Origin of the sequence: Pseudomonas sp. IPO3747, assembly GCF_013385245.1 — a bacterium.
In the GTDB taxonomy this organism is placed as follows: domain Bacteria; phylum Pseudomonadota; class Gammaproteobacteria; order Pseudomonadales; family Pseudomonadaceae; genus Aquipseudomonas; species Aquipseudomonas edaphica.
The window spans coordinates 301,334-315,466 of the sequence record NZ_JACAQL010000010.1; the positions used below are offsets into that span (position 1 = coordinate 301,334).

The following is a 14,133-nucleotide window of genomic DNA, read 5'->3' on the forward strand; positions in this document are numbered from 1 at the left end:
CGCCCTTCTTTCCACCCTTATTGGATCTCGCCTGTCACTAAAATCGAACCATCGGTTCTGTACGGATTCTCTTTTTCAGAATGGTCGAACGAGATGCCCACGCACCGATCGTTCATGATCGCAGCATCGCTGATGAAAGCCGTGATCGGCACCGAGTATTTGCGAAGACTTGCTCGCACCAAACGACTCAATTGAAAGTCGCTCACTGCTTTGCTGTGAAACTCGACCTCGATTACTTCAGGCATTCGATCAAAGCTCCGGCACTGTGGAATTTTTTGGCATGGCTTACCCGGCTTTCATGGAAAAGGCCGCAGAAAGACTCGCGTCTTTCCGCAGGCCGGATCCTAGGAGGAGGTACACCGTATTCTTGGTTTCAAACATGCAGCCTTCGGTGAATGAAACGCCAAAGTTACTGCGTACCCACATGGACGGTTGGAAGCGGCCTGCACTGTCCAGAACTATCTCGTGGGCGAGTAGCGCCATGGAAAGTAAACCGAGCCTGGTGAGCTTTTCCTTTTCATCGGGTGTCACGGTGAGGTCGATCAGGATCCACTCCTTCACCACGCAAAACGCTTTCCCTGGGAACGTCTTCGCTGCCACAGCGATTAGGTCTTCTTGGGTGCTATTCCAGCCAGTAACTTCTTCACCGGCGCCGTAAAGCAGCCTAGAAATCTCTTCTAAGGTAGCCATGTAATTCCCTCTAATTCAATTGAGGTGCAGGCCGCATCGAAAGCGTTGCCGCCCTACGTCATTACGAAGCGAAATTCACTTCGCTGAGATTCATCGCTGAAGATCGATCCTCAAATCTCAACCAAAAAATTCGGATCGAAGCCTGTAATCTGCTTCGGGTAACCGCGCGGGTTGGAAACTACTCGGCACCCATTCTTGGAAAAATCTGCCGCTACGTGTGTATGTCCGTAGATCCAAAGGTCAGCTTTTTCCAAAAGCTCGGGCCAGTGGTTCGCATAAGCCGCAACGAGGTGTCCGGGATGATCGTTACCCACATGATCTAATGCCGGCGCGTGGTGCGTGACTACCACCGTTTTGCCGTCAAAGGGCTTATCCAGTTCCCGCGCTAACCATTGATAAGCAGTCTTGTATCTAGTGATCAGGTCGTCCGGACGTAAGCGCCGGTAATTCTCGTCAGCTCGAATCACCCTGAAATCATTCATCCACTCCCACGCGATGCGTTTTGCCGCAACGACATCTCCGGTTGATGAGTAATCTGTCCACGCAGTTGTGACCAAAAACCGGGTTTTATCAAGAATCAGCGTTTCGTTCTCGAGCACATGCACGTGAGGAGCTGCCGCCTCTTTCATTTTTCGCAGCGTGTGATCAATGTGACCACCGTAAAACTCATGGTTGCCACACACATAAATCACGGGGCACTGGAATGTGTCGTTTGCCCAGTTCACGCCGCGAGATTTGATATCAATGTCGCCGGCGAGAATGACTACGTCCGCATCGCTTGGTGCGGGCTCGAACCGAGCGAACCCGAGGTGCAGATCTGAAAAAATTTGGATCTTCATGGATTAACCATCCGGTGCCGTTGTCGTGGCAGGGTTCACTTGTCTCTATCAGAGCGTTACTGTGGTCGGGGTCTGATAGTTGGTGCTATGGAAATGCTTCCCGGCGGCAGTCGTGGCGTCGTAAATCATTCGAATATTGCTGAGCAAGCCTGCGTCGGTCACACCGGGAGAGCTGCTGTAGATTGCTCCGCTATCGACTTTATGAAGAAGTACGCACTCACCGTCTCCGTCGTAGCCAACGATCGCACTGATCAACTTTTCCATACGCTCTAAAGAACTCCCATTCATGCAAGGGGGAGTCACAACCTGAACCACCTCAATCTTGTGCTCTGGGCTCCGCTGCGAGAGTAGGTGTGTCAGCATCGAAGGGTCTGATGGCATCAATTTTTTGAACCGAGCCCTTGCTCCTTCACAAATGCGAAAGCGAACGTGATACCAGAAATCCTCGGGGTCTCGCTCGATCATCCGCCACGCCGTGCGGCCAGGCCCAGGGAAGCCCGGTAAGCCGACCATACAAGCCTCATCTGAAATAAACATGATGCTGATTTCCTCGTTTGCGGTGCTGCAGTTCGAAAGGCGGCGTGCCAAGTTCGCAAGCAACCTACCTCAGCGATAATTCCTATAAATTGACAAATCGGGACTAAACCCCTGCTGACGACGGAGCCCATCCATCGGCTCGAGTGCAGTGCGGCCGTAGCCACTCACCTGCAATTCACAATGACGCACTATATTGCATGGATAGGAATTGATCAATGTGGCCTTATTCTTCCCTTTACGGGAAGCACCCATGCCTTCGCGAACAACGCTGGCAGCGATCCTACGCTCGATCAGAACTGCACGAGGGCTGTCTCAAGAGCAACTAGGTGGCGCAGTGGAAGCGCGGCATTTGCACAATGTCGAGCACGCGAAGACCAACATCACACTCGACATGCTCGAGCGCATCAGCGCGCGACTGGATGTCGACCCCATTGCTTTATTGGCGATGGCATCCATTTACGAGCGCCAAGAATCTCTCACTTCGTTCAATGCCCGTCTGCTGGCAGAGATGAAAAAGCTTGAAGCGCTAGGGGTTCTCTCTGGTTTACCGAGCCATTTTGAAGGCGGTGATTTAGTAACAGGTAAAGCCGGCAAGCGACCGATACCGGTAGAGAGAATTCAGGCCGTGCTTGCCTGCAAAGCTGAAGGAATGACGCAGAAGCAGACCTCTTTGGAACTAGGGATGGCTGCTTCAACCGTTCATAAAATTTGGCATTCCGGCTCGGGAGCCGCGTGAGCAGCGTTTGTAGCGACTATCTCTACCGGTGACATGATGACCACGAGGAGGCAAGACAAGACGCAGCCTTCGTGCACTGCTGCGAACGCTTGGTCTCTAACACATTGCGGCAACAGAAAACATCCGATGGGATGATGATTTTTTGCCCCTTAGTTCATAAAGCCTTTAAGTATCAGCAAATCTATCAAAGTTTCTCATACATCAATTAGACCTATGACTTGCCACAGGTGGAATATCCTGATCAAAATCTTCTAACAGCCGTCGAACTTCCTTTTCAGACAACGGCGGGGAGCCGATTGGCACAGGCCTATCAACATTAAACATCTGAATTCCCTGCTGACGAATATGATAAGCAATGCAGTACCATCTCCGTCGCCATAAAACTTGCTGATTCTCGAGAACTGCAATTTTTTTTCGTAGGGATTCAATTTCCTCGGCTAACTCCACGCTCACACCGCAGACCGGTGCCGGACTACTCTCAACCTGCCGAGCGTCGGCCAACCGATCCTTTGCAGATCGATAAGCAGCCTTAATTTTAGGGTGAGCATTCAATGCTTGGCGGGTGAATTTAGAGAACGCTTCAACATCTTGCCATCGGATCACATTCTCGTCAGAGCGGTAACTCTCAAGAAACCTTACGATAGCAACAACATCACCCTCTGTCATTTTCCTATAGGACATAAAGCTATCTCTTCGGTTAAATTACCTACCCAACCGGGACAAAAGGAACCACCGGATAAAACGCAGTCTCCGCATAGGCCTTGCAAGCATCATTAAATCTTTCACGACACTTCAAGTATAGTTCATACCCTTTGCCCACGCCCTCAATCAGCTTAGGTACGACATGCTTGTCGAACTCACCTGAATTTATATAAACGTAAAGATCATTTAACTCAGTTCCTGGAACGAGTTCATCAGCCCGATCCAGAATATTGTAAATTTTCAAACACAAGTGTTTGCTCCAGCTCGAATCTGTACCCTCGGAAAGCGGAAATATGCTCTCCCCCATTTCTAATTGGAGGAGGTGCTGCGCTGCTTGACGCAGCAGTTCCTCATAAAGCTGAGAAGGTTCGGCAGGCTGTTTTGGCCACCCCAAAAGGTGGCATCCGCTATTACAGTCCAAATGCCGGTCACACGGGCCAGATTCCCATGCATGAAAGCACATACCCGTGCCCAAGTCGTGAACAGCCCGGACTTTTGAAGCCAAAAAGGCCTCTCTTTTATCCTGAGGTAATCTCATGACGCGCTCGGCGAGCACCCCTCCAACACGGCCAAGCATAATTTCTTCTCGGATCTTCAATGCCTTCATTTCGGGCGAAGTGTGCTGATACGCCTTTGTATCATTTGGGTTTTTTCGGCCAAAGTATTCCGTCTGCATGAGCTCTGGCAATCCCCCCTTGTCCAAAGCGTCATTCATGGTATGGCGGAAGTCATGAGAGGTAAATTTCTGATCAATACGATTAGACGCATACTCAATGCAAAGCGGCTCCAAATGCAGCAAAAACTTATCAAAGGAGGCCGCCGTTACTGTATCGGCAATCTGGCGTATGTAATGCCCCGAGGATGTGCCGAGCCATTTAAGCAGCAACATGTCTTTTATAAAGTAATTGCGGCCACCCGCCATATACAGCGGCTGCGTCATACGCGCCTTATAGTGTTCTCGACAATAGCGTTCGACGTCCTGACGAAACAGAAAGCCGTTTTTCTTAACCACACCAGGGATCGCCAAATCCCACTTGATCATCCCTCGTGTACCGAACCAACCGCTTGGGGAAAGCACGCTAGGAGGCAAGCCCATCTCGAGCAGCCGCTTCTTATAGAGCGGTTCGTCATCTGCTGTCCTATCCAAAAACCTGAGGTCAGGGCCTTGAGTTCTGCACATCTCTTCCGCACATGCATAGAGTTCGGCGCTGGTATCATTCAATTCGAGCAAAACCGCTTCAACCAAAGGCACAACTTCAGTCATCACCGGCATTGAAGTCAATTCATACTGCCGACTGCCCTGAGCAGCTTTGAGCTTGAGGTAGGAAAAATAGTACCCAGAAACTCTTTTCTCCAGCCTCTGTTTAGGCAGCAGCGTGATTTCGCTTAATCGCCGTCCCAGAGACACGAGCAGCGTTATGATCAACAAATACACTCGGTATTTATGGTCTCGGGGAACCTGTTTGAATAATTCCCCAAGCACCTTGAAAGTCGGCTCTGCCACAATGCGTGACGACTGTTCGGTGAGTAATGTAGGATCATCCAATCGACGACCAGAACGTCCGCCATAGCCGGAGGGCCTGGATCGACCGTCGTAGATGTAGCCCTTGAGATCGACGTAACAGAGCCCCGACTCGCTGCATCGACGTGCAAACTCACTGACTATGTTATGCCGTTTATAGCGTTCCTGCGCCGACGCGATATCCTGGTCGAGTGACTGACACGCTTGATTGAGGATCGCCGGAGTTAACTGCTCCACTCCCCGGTTCCTCGCGGCGGCTTGAATGTAGCCGATGGTCGCCACAAAGGTGCGATGTGAGGAAACCGACTTATGCTGCTCGCGCTCACGCTGGATGAAAAGAGCCCGTGCAACGTCCGCCCACCCGCCCTGTAGCGGCTGAGCCCCCAAGGACTGGGGTAAGCTGAAATTAAGCGTGACGCTTTCAATATGCTTACCCGTCAAGGCGAACAAGGTGGGACACAGAGTCCATACCACCTTCTCCCACTCATGATTGACGCCCAGGCTGGCGATCCTCGCTCGCGATTTGGAAACGAGCACTTTTAGGTTTGATACCGGATCCGACCGGTCGACTGCAAGCAGGGCACCTCTGTGGCGGCGCTTGTAGGATTTCGAGCGTTTCATCACAGCCCCCCTTGGCACATGCGGACTACTTGGCCCACAGCCAATATCACATCGACACGATGTACTCCCAGCGTTTGCGACTCAGGCCGCTCATTATGCTGGCGGATCAAGACGTCCAAGATATGCTCATGGATGTCAGATAAATAAGGCCTGAACTTGGGGCAGAGGTAGCAAGAAAATGGCGGGTGTTTGTGACACAGGTCGTCCAAGCCACAGCCTCCCAACGCCGCCACATCGCCCGGCTGGGAATGCTGGTCGGTGACAATCAGTTGGTCACACGCCACCGGGTAATTAAGCGGAATAGCTCCCCCACCTTGGTACAAGTGAACAAACCTTGAATAGACGAGCACTCCGGCTTTATCCAACGCATATCGCATGCTATCCAATATGTCGTAATAGACCTGAACGTGCTGAAGGTCAGTGTGGTCTAGACGATGTGCCAACTCCTTCCGCGACATTCCCATGGCGGCATATTGGGTTCCGACGGTGTAGCGGAACCGTCTTGCCGTGAGGATCATTCGCCCCTGGGTGAGAGGTGATTCCAGCCCCATACGTTTTGCGAAATCACGCAGAAGCTTCGCATAATGCGCAGTGTAGATATGATATGCCGACTCATAATCGCCCGTTTGAAGTCGCAGATGATTCGGCTCTAAGCGCCGAAACAAAGGTCGCGCGCACGGGATTAGCTTGCCATTCACCTCAACCAGGCTGTCGAACGCTTCGTTCTGTTCGATCAACGCCCTGATATGCTGGCCGGTTTCGTCATCGAGGGATTCAACGATGAAATCTGAGCGAGCCGACCTGAAGCCTTTTTTTATCCGAGGAAGCTTAACCGCCCATTCGGGTTCCTCCGGATCATCTACAAGATCAAAGACATCCTCTTCTCGTAGCGCGATGTAATTCGCGGGATTGCGCCCATAGGTCTTGGAAATAGCCACCGCAGCACGCTGCTGGTAATGTTCGAACTCTTGGCCGACATCCCTCCGCAAAGCGTCAACAATCAGCGACACCTCTAGATGTGGATGAAGTGGCCCCTGTTCCGGGTCTTGTGAGCGAACCGCCTCGCCTTTTGGCCCGCCTGGTATTTTCATGCAATCGAGCTCACTTGCGTACAGCTCGCAGAAACCCAGTTCGGGATAGTTTTCCGCCGCCCAGATGTACCAGCGAATGGGACGGTAAGCGCGCCAGAGTTTGCGCTCCTCCTTCAACCGTAAAACCAAGATCTCAAACTGCTCAATCAGTGCAGGCTTCAACAACTCCGGATCCACGCAGCTAAATGATTTCGTGAAGAAATCTCGGTGGCCCAGCACTGCATGAATTTCAATTACGCTATTGTAAGAGTTTATTGACGAGGTCACTTGAGCCACATGGATCATATACTTGATCACAACCCATTGAAGAATAGGCGAGCCATAATTTCGGATATTTACATTACCGTACAAGTTTTCGCACGGAAGGTGCCATTTATCTCCGATAAGCTTTGCTAGCCGCCCCTCCCGTGTCACAAATTCCTCGGGAATTTCAGCCCAATCATTATCAGCGACTAACTGTTCGAGGTGAGGTGACGCGCTAAAAAAGGACATCGGGCGCATTCCTATTGCTGGCCACCTGAGACTGGAAGCGCTGCAGGGCTTCTGTTCCTGCGGCACCATAGTCGATATAATCATCCTGAGACTTGGGCGAAGAATCTCCTCGTAGGTACATCAAGATCTGCTCAATCTCGGCCTCCTCCTTTCCTTGACGACGCAACTCTTTGTGCACCAAATCAGTGAAGGTATAACGCAGAGAATGGGGTGTGAGATGACTCGGAAGTTTGTCGGGGAAGCGCGTTCTAAGATCCTTGAATAGTTGGCGAAGTCTATCCGACGACAGTGGCTCACCTTCGTCACTCAGAAAAACAAAACCACTGTCATTACTGCGGCCATGCGCGATGAACCATTGCCGCTCATTCATAATATAGTCGTCAAGCATCATGGCGAGACGCGGAGAGTCAAGCGCCAGTATCCTGCCTTTACGCTTTACTCTTGGCGGTCTACGACGATGGTCAACGGGGCTCATACCTCGCCGTGTTACATGAATCGAAGTAATCGCACCGAACTTGATGTCTTGGATACGCAAACTCAATAACTCACCTGTCCGCACCCCCAAGAACACCAACAAACAAACCATCAAGAAATTGCGAAGTCTGCCACGGCTGTCTCTTCCGAATAGCACCGTCCCTTCAGGGTCAAGTGCGTCCTGAAGAAACTGCGCTTGGTCTAATGTCAGGTGTTTATGGTAAGAGCGGTTACCTTCAGGTGACTGCATCGAGTCGAGCAACATCCTGACCAACTTATCCTTCATATCACTCAGCCGTTTCCGCTGAGCCTCAGAAGTACCCGGATCGGCAATCAATTCTTCAATATACCAAGCCATGTGTTTGCTTGCGGTACTGATGCGCTTATTGGCAGTGTCAGGGCCAACCGCCAACTTTACGACAACTGGCACAGTTGAGGGCCGACGAAGTCGCTCGACCAGGCTGGTTATCTCAGCTTCAGTAAATTGCCGCCCAGACCGCAGGCGCTCATAAAGATCAATTCTCCTAACTCTCGCCCAGTCATGAACAACTAACAGTTCCTGCATGTTGCGTGATTGCGTGGCGAAGGCGCGTTGGCGGCGTGACAACATCCAGTCACAGGCCTCAGGTACTGGCAAGTCTTGATCGTCCAAGAGCATGGGCAACCGATCACCAGTGGGAAAGATCACTTGTTCTACGCGCATGACCTACCTCCGAATCCTTTACATTCGGTTTAGCGCGTTTCCTTTGCTTGTCAAAAACCGTTTATCCGGTTTTCAAAGCCGTGCTTTACAGTCACAAAAAGAAAGCCCTCAGGTTTCTTTACAAACCTAAGGGCTTCCTATTTTAAATCTTAGTAGAAACAGCTAGTTATACAAAATGCTTTACATAACTAGGTTTTATCCGGGCTAGAACGGGATATCGTCATCAAAGCTGTCGAAATCCGGAGCCGGCTGTGGCGCGGCCTGCTGTGGAGGCGGTGCCTGGCGCGACTGTTGCGGAGCCGACTGCTGCGGGCGCGGAGCCTGCTGGCGTGGGGTCGGAGCGGACTGCTGGTAGTTATTGCCCCCGCCCTGTTGGTCGCCCTGCTGTGGACGGCCGCCCAGCAGTTGCATGGTGCCTTGCATGTCCACCACGATTTCGGTGGTGTAACGCTTGATGCCGTCTTTTTCCCACTCGCGGGTTTGCAGTTTGCCTTCGATGTAGACCTGCGAACCTTTGCGCAGGTATTCACCGGCGATTTCTGCCACCTTGCCGAACATCGACACACGGTGCCATTCGGTTTTCTCGACCTTCTGGCCAGTCTGCTTGTCGGTCCACTGTTCGCTGGTCGCCAGACTCAAGTTGGTCACGGCGTTACCGTTAGGCAAGTAGCGAACTTCGGGATCCTGGCCGCATGTACCGACCAATATGACTTTGTTAACCCCACGGGCCATAACGTTCTCCTAGGCTGGGCGCGCTGTCGGCACTGGGTTGACCAGTTGCTCGAGCGTCGCGCGATCCAATAATTCGGTGTCTAATTTGATGTAGATGGCGGCTTCTTCTGCAATAACCACGGCATCTGTAACCCCGGTAACGGCCTTGAGGCGCTCAACCAGACCGGCTTCGCGGATCGCTTCTGGCGATAACGGCAAACGCAGGCTCGTCACATAGGGAGGTTCGCGCATGGTAACAGCAAAGGCCAACCAAAGTGCAGCCAGCCCGGCGCATCCGAGGAACACAACCGACAAACCGCCATGCTGGAACATCCAGCCGCCCATGATGCCGCCAAGCGCGGAGCCGAGGAACTGGCTGGTGGAATACACCCCCATCGCCGTGCCCTTGCCACCGGCCGGTGAAACTTTGCTGATCAGCGAAGGCAGCGAAGCCTCCAGCAGGTTGAACGCGGTGAAGAACACCACCGTGCCGATTACCAGTGCCCGCAGGCTGTCGCCGAACTTCCAGAAGAATAGCTCAGTGAGCATCAGCGTCGCGACGGCGCCGAGCAAAACTCGTTTCATTTTGCGTTTCTTCTCGCCATAGATGATGAACGGGATCATGGCGAAGAACGAAATCAGCAGTGCGGTGAGGTACACCCACCAGTGCTGTTCCTTGGGCAAACCGGCTTTTTCGACCAGGGCCAAGGGCAAAGCAACGAAGCTGCACATCAGCATTGCGTGCAACACGAAGATACCTAAATCCAGGCGCAGCAGGTCCGGGTGCTTGAGCGTCGGCAACAATGCCTTGCGTGCGACGCCGGACTCACGGTGCTGCAAGGTGCCGGTGGAGCGCGGCACCATGAAGGCCACGATCACGATGCCGAACAACGCCATGCCGCCGGTGGCGAGGAACAGCCCGTGCAAACCGAAGGCACGGGTCAGCAAGGGGCCGACGACCATCGCAACGGCGAATGAAAGGCCGATGGTCATGCCGATCATGGCCATGGCCTTGGTGCGGTGTTGTTCGCGGGTCAAGTCCGAGAGCAGCGCCATCACCGCTGCGGAAATCGCCCCGGCGCCCTGTAGGACGCGCCCGGCAATCACCCCCCAAATAGAATCGGACTGGGCCGCGAGCACGCTGCCGAGGGCGAACACGATCAGCCCCAGGTAGATGATGGGACGACGGCCGATACGGTCGGAAATGATCCCGAACGGGATCTGAAAAAGCGCCTGGGTCAGGCCATAGGCGCCAATCGCCAGGCCGATCAGTGCGGGGGTCGCTCCTGCGAGATCCATTCCATAGGTCGCCAGCACCGGCAACACCATAAACATGCCTAGCATACGGAACGCGAACACCAGGGCCAGACCGCTTGCTGCTCGGGTCTCGCCGCTACTCATGCGTTCGCTGTGGGGATCGTGCATGGAAAAACCTCGTGTGAACCGGCGGCGATTCTACCAGTCCCATCGATTGAGAGGGTATATGCGGCGCTTTGCCGCGCAGCTTTCATGTAAGGCTGCACCCGGCACTTTGGCAGTGTATATTCATCCAGTCTTTAGCCGTATACTCCTGCATTATTTACGCCCGCCGTGCGAGGCCATCTTGGACAAGATCCTGATTCGTGGGGCTAGAACCCACAACCTGAAGAACATCGACCTGACCCTGCCCCGGGACAAACTGATCGTCATCACCGGCTTGTCCGGCTCGGGCAAATCGTCACTGGCGTTTGACACGCTGTATGCCGAGGGCCAGCGCCGCTATGTGGAATCGCTGTCGGCCTATGCGCGACAGTTCCTGTCAATGATGGAAAAACCCGACGTCGACACCATTGAAGGCCTGTCGCCGGCGATTTCCATCGAACAGAAGTCGACCTCCCATAACCCGCGTTCCACCGTGGGCACCATCACTGAAATCTACGACTACCTGCGCCTGCTGTATGCGCGCGTAGGTATTCCACGTTGCCCGGACCACGACATTCCGCTGGAAGCCCAGACCGTCAGCCAGATGGTCGACCTGGTGCTGGCCCAGCCGGAAGGCGCCAAGCTGATGCTGCTGGCGCCGGTGATTCGCGAGCGCAAGGGTGAGCACCTGTCGGTGTTCGAAGAGCTGCGTGCCCAGGGCTTTGTGCGGGCGCGCATCAACGGCAAGCTGTATGAGCTGGACGAAGCGCCGAAGCTCGACAAGCAGAAGAAGCATTCGATTGATGTGGTCGTCGACCGCTTCAAGGTACGCGCCGACTTGCAGCAGCGTTTGGCGGAATCGTTCGAGACCGCGCTGAAGCTGGCCGATGGTATTGCCCTGGTCGCACCGATGGATGACGAACCGGGCGAAGAGATCATCTTCTCCGCACGTTTTGCCTGCCCGATCTGCGGCCATGCGATCAGCGAGCTGGAACCCAAGCTGTTTTCCTTCAACAACCCGGCCGGGGCCTGCCCGACGTGCGATGGCCTGGGGGTGAAGCAGTTCTTCGACATCAAGCGCCTGGTCAACGGTGACCTGACCTTGGCGGAAGGTGCCATACGCGGCTGGGACAGGCGCAACGTCTATTACTTCCAGATGCTGGGGTCGCTGGCGTCGCACTATAAATTCAGCCTGGAAGTGCCGTTCAACCAACTGCCAGCCGAGCAGCAGAAAGTCATCCTGCACGGTAGCGGCTCGCAGAATGTCGATTTCAAATACCTGAACGACCGCGGCGATATCGTCAAACGCTCACACCCGTTCGAGGGCATCGTGCCCAACCTGGAGCGGCGCTACCGCGAGACCGAATCGGCGAGCGTACGCGAAGAGCTGGCGAAATTCCTCAGCACCCAGCCCTGCCCGGATTGCCGTGGCACGCGCCTGCGTCGTGAGGCGCGGCACGTATGGGTAGGCGAGAAGACGTTGCCGGCAGTAACCAACCTGCCGATCGGCGATGCCTGTGAATACTTCGGTGTACTCAAGCTGACCGGCCGCCGTGGGGAAATTGCCGACAAGATTCTCAAGGAAATTCGCGAGCGCTTGCAGTTCCTGGTCAACGTCGGCCTGGACTACCTGTCGCTGGATCGCAGCGCGGATACCTTGTCCGGTGGTGAGGCCCAGCGGATTCGCCTGGCCAGCCAGATTGGTGCCGGTCTGGTGGGCGTTCTGTACATCCTCGACGAGCCGTCGATCGGCCTGCACCAACGTGACAATGATCGCCTGTTGGGTACGCTGAAACACCTGCGCGATATCGGCAACACGGTGATCGTGGTTGAGCACGACGAAGACGCGATTCGCCTGGCCGATTATGTGGTCGACATTGGTCCTGGTGCGGGTGTGCATGGCGGGCATATTGTCGCCGAGGGCACGCCTGCCGAAGTGATGGCTCACCCGGACTCGTTGACCGGCAAGTACCTGTCCGGTCGCGTGAAAATCGAAGTGCCAGCCAAGCGCACGCCGCGTAACAAAAAAATGGCGCTGCACCTCAAGGGCGCGCGCGGAAATAACCTGCGCAATGTCGACCTGGAGATTCCGCTGGGCTTGCTGACCTGCGTGACCGGTGTTTCCGGCTCGGGCAAATCGACGCTGATCAACAACACGCTGTTCCCACTGAGCGCCACCGCCCTGAACGGTGCGACTACCCTGGAAGCGGCTGCACACGACAGCATCAAGGGCCTGGAGCACTTGGACAAGGTGGTCGATATCGACCAAAGCCCGATTGGCCGCACACCCCGCTCGAACCCTGCGACCTATACCGGGTTGTTCACGCCGATACGCGAACTGTTTGCCGGCGTGCCAGAGTCGCGCTCACGGGGCTATGGGCCTGGCCGGTTCTCGTTCAACGTCAAGGGTGGCCGCTGCGAAGCTTGCCAGGGCGATGGCCTGATCAAAGTGGAAATGCACTTCCTGCCGGACATCTACGTGCCGTGCGATGTGTGCAAGAGCAAGCGCTACAACCGCGAAACCCTGGAGATCAAGTACAAGGGCAAGAGCATCCACGAAACCCTCGAGATGACCATCGAGGAAGCGCGGGTGTTCTTCGACGCAGTTCCAGCATTGGCGCGCAAGCTGCAGACGTTGATGGATGTGGGCCTGTCGTACATCAAGCTGGGGCAGTCAGCGACCACGCTGTCGGGTGGCGAGGCGCAACGGGTGAAGTTGTCTCGTGAGCTGTCCAAACGCGACACGGGCAAGACCCTGTATATCCTCGATGAGCCAACCACGGGCCTGCACTTCGCGGACATTCAGCAATTGCTCGACGTTTTGCACCGCTTGCGCGACCACGGCAACACGGTGGTAGTCATCGAACACAACCTGGATGTGATCAAAACGGCCGACTGGCTGGTGGACCTCGGACCGGAAGGCGGTTCCAAGGGTGGCCAGATCATTGCGGTGGGCACGCCGGAGCAGGTCTCCGAGATGCCACAGTCGCATACTGGTTACTACTTGAAGCCACTGCTGGCACGCGACAGAGCCTGATTTATCGGGCTCATGAAAAAGCCCCTGTCACTTTGCGGTGACAGGGGCTTTTTTGCAGCCGCAAATCAGAACTGCGATTGCAGGTAATTCTCCAGACCGACCAACTTGATCAGCCCCAACTGCTTTTCAAGCCAGTAGGTGTGATCTTCTTCGGTGTCATTCAACTGCACGCGCAGAATTTCGCGAGTGACATAGTCGTTGTGCTGTTCACAGAGCTCGATGCCCTTGCAGAGCGCGGCACGCACCTTGTACTCGAGACGAAGGTCGGCAGCGAGCATGTCAGGTACCGTGGTGCCCACGTCCAGGTCGTCGGGACGCATGCGCGGCGTGCCTTCGAGCATCAGGATACGGCGCATCAGCGCGTCGGCGTGCTGTGCCTCTTCTTCCATTTCGTGGTTGATACGCTCGTAGAGCTCGGTAAAGCCCCAGTCTTCGTACATACGCGAATGGATGAAATATTGGTCACGAGCTGCCAGTTCGCCCGTCAGCAACGTGTTGAGGTAATCGATTACGTCGGGGTGACCTTGCATCGCCCTACATCTCCCTGCTTGAAAGTCTGTAGTTTGAACCATGCTGA

Annotated in this window: 13 protein-coding genes; 2 read left to right on the forward strand and 11 right to left on the reverse strand. The window is 54.5% G+C overall.

Annotation, left to right across the window (positions count from 1 at the left end; all coding sequences use genetic code 11):
* Positions 1-17: 17 nt before the first annotated feature.
* The 4 genes from HX790_RS17275 to HX790_RS17290 form a co-directional block, all read right to left on the reverse strand.
* The gene (locus HX790_RS17275; protein WP_176991829.1) at positions 18-245 is read right to left on the reverse strand and encodes a hypothetical protein; all 228 of its coding nucleotides are present in this window, start codon (positions 243-245) and stop codon (positions 18-20) included.
* Between the two features lie 40 nt (positions 246-285).
* Complete coding sequence (locus HX790_RS17280) at positions 286-690, reverse strand: hypothetical protein (protein WP_176991830.1); 405 nt, start codon at positions 688-690, stop codon at positions 286-288.
* A gap of 110 nt (positions 691-800) precedes the next feature.
* The gene (locus HX790_RS17285) at positions 801-1,529 is read right to left on the reverse strand and encodes a metallophosphoesterase family protein (protein WP_176991831.1); all 729 of its coding nucleotides are present in this window, start codon (positions 1,527-1,529) and stop codon (positions 801-803) included.
* A 48-nt stretch (positions 1,530-1,577) separates the two neighbouring features.
* A complete protein-coding gene (locus HX790_RS17290) occupies positions 1,578-2,066 on the reverse strand; it encodes a hypothetical protein (protein ID WP_176991832.1) in 489 nt (162 codons plus the stop codon).
* A 250-nt stretch (positions 2,067-2,316) separates the two neighbouring features.
* Here HX790_RS17290 and HX790_RS17295 point away from each other — a divergent pair, with 250 nt between their 5' ends.
* On the forward strand, positions 2,317-2,802 hold the full coding sequence (locus HX790_RS17295; RefSeq protein WP_176991833.1) for a helix-turn-helix domain-containing protein: 486 nt from the start codon (positions 2,317-2,319) through the stop codon (positions 2,800-2,802).
* A gap of 201 nt (positions 2,803-3,003) precedes the next feature.
* Here HX790_RS17295 and HX790_RS17300 read toward each other — a convergent pair whose 3' ends face one another.
* The 6 genes from HX790_RS17300 to HX790_RS17325 all read right to left on the reverse strand — a co-directional run bounded on the left by HX790_RS17300 (position 3,004) and on the right by HX790_RS17325 (position 10,543).
* Positions 3,004-3,483, reverse strand: coding sequence for a protein kinase (locus tag HX790_RS17300; RefSeq protein WP_176991834.1), 480 nt, complete (start codon positions 3,481-3,483; stop codon positions 3,004-3,006).
* Positions 3,484-3,508: 25 nt separating this feature from the next.
* A complete protein-coding gene (locus HX790_RS17305) occupies positions 3,509-5,647 on the reverse strand; it encodes a hypothetical protein (protein WP_176991835.1) in 2,139 nt (712 codons plus the stop codon).
* Positions 5,647-7,230, reverse strand: coding sequence for a hypothetical protein (locus HX790_RS17310; protein ID WP_176991836.1), 1,584 nt, complete (start codon positions 7,228-7,230; stop codon positions 5,647-5,649). The genes HX790_RS17305 and HX790_RS17310 overlap by 1 nt, the downstream gene beginning before the upstream one ends.
* On the reverse strand, positions 7,217-8,407 hold the full coding sequence (locus HX790_RS17315) for a site-specific integrase (RefSeq protein ID WP_176991837.1): 1,191 nt from the start codon (positions 8,405-8,407) through the stop codon (positions 7,217-7,219). The genes HX790_RS17310 and HX790_RS17315 overlap by 14 nt, the downstream gene beginning before the upstream one ends.
* Before the next feature lie 204 nt (positions 8,408-8,611).
* Positions 8,612-9,139 (reverse strand): single-stranded DNA-binding protein, encoded by a 528-nt coding sequence (locus HX790_RS17320; RefSeq protein ID WP_017135971.1) that lies wholly within the window; start codon positions 9,137-9,139, stop codon positions 8,612-8,614.
* A 9-nt stretch (positions 9,140-9,148) separates the two neighbouring features.
* Positions 9,149-10,543, reverse strand: a complete 1,395-nt coding sequence (locus tag HX790_RS17325; RefSeq protein WP_138449355.1) for an MFS transporter — start codon at positions 10,541-10,543, stop codon at positions 9,149-9,151.
* A gap of 178 nt (positions 10,544-10,721) precedes the next feature.
* Here HX790_RS17325 and uvrA point away from each other — a divergent pair, with 178 nt between their 5' ends.
* Positions 10,722-13,556, forward strand: a complete 2,835-nt coding sequence (gene uvrA, locus HX790_RS17330; RefSeq protein WP_026013597.1) for an excinuclease ABC subunit UvrA — start codon at positions 10,722-10,724, stop codon at positions 13,554-13,556.
* Positions 13,557-13,621: 65 nt separating this feature from the next.
* Here uvrA and bfr read toward each other — a convergent pair whose 3' ends face one another.
* The gene (bfr, locus tag HX790_RS17335) at positions 13,622-14,086 is read right to left on the reverse strand and encodes a bacterioferritin (protein WP_015886133.1); all 465 of its coding nucleotides are present in this window, start codon (positions 14,084-14,086) and stop codon (positions 13,622-13,624) included.
* Positions 14,087-14,133 lie beyond the last annotated feature (47 nt).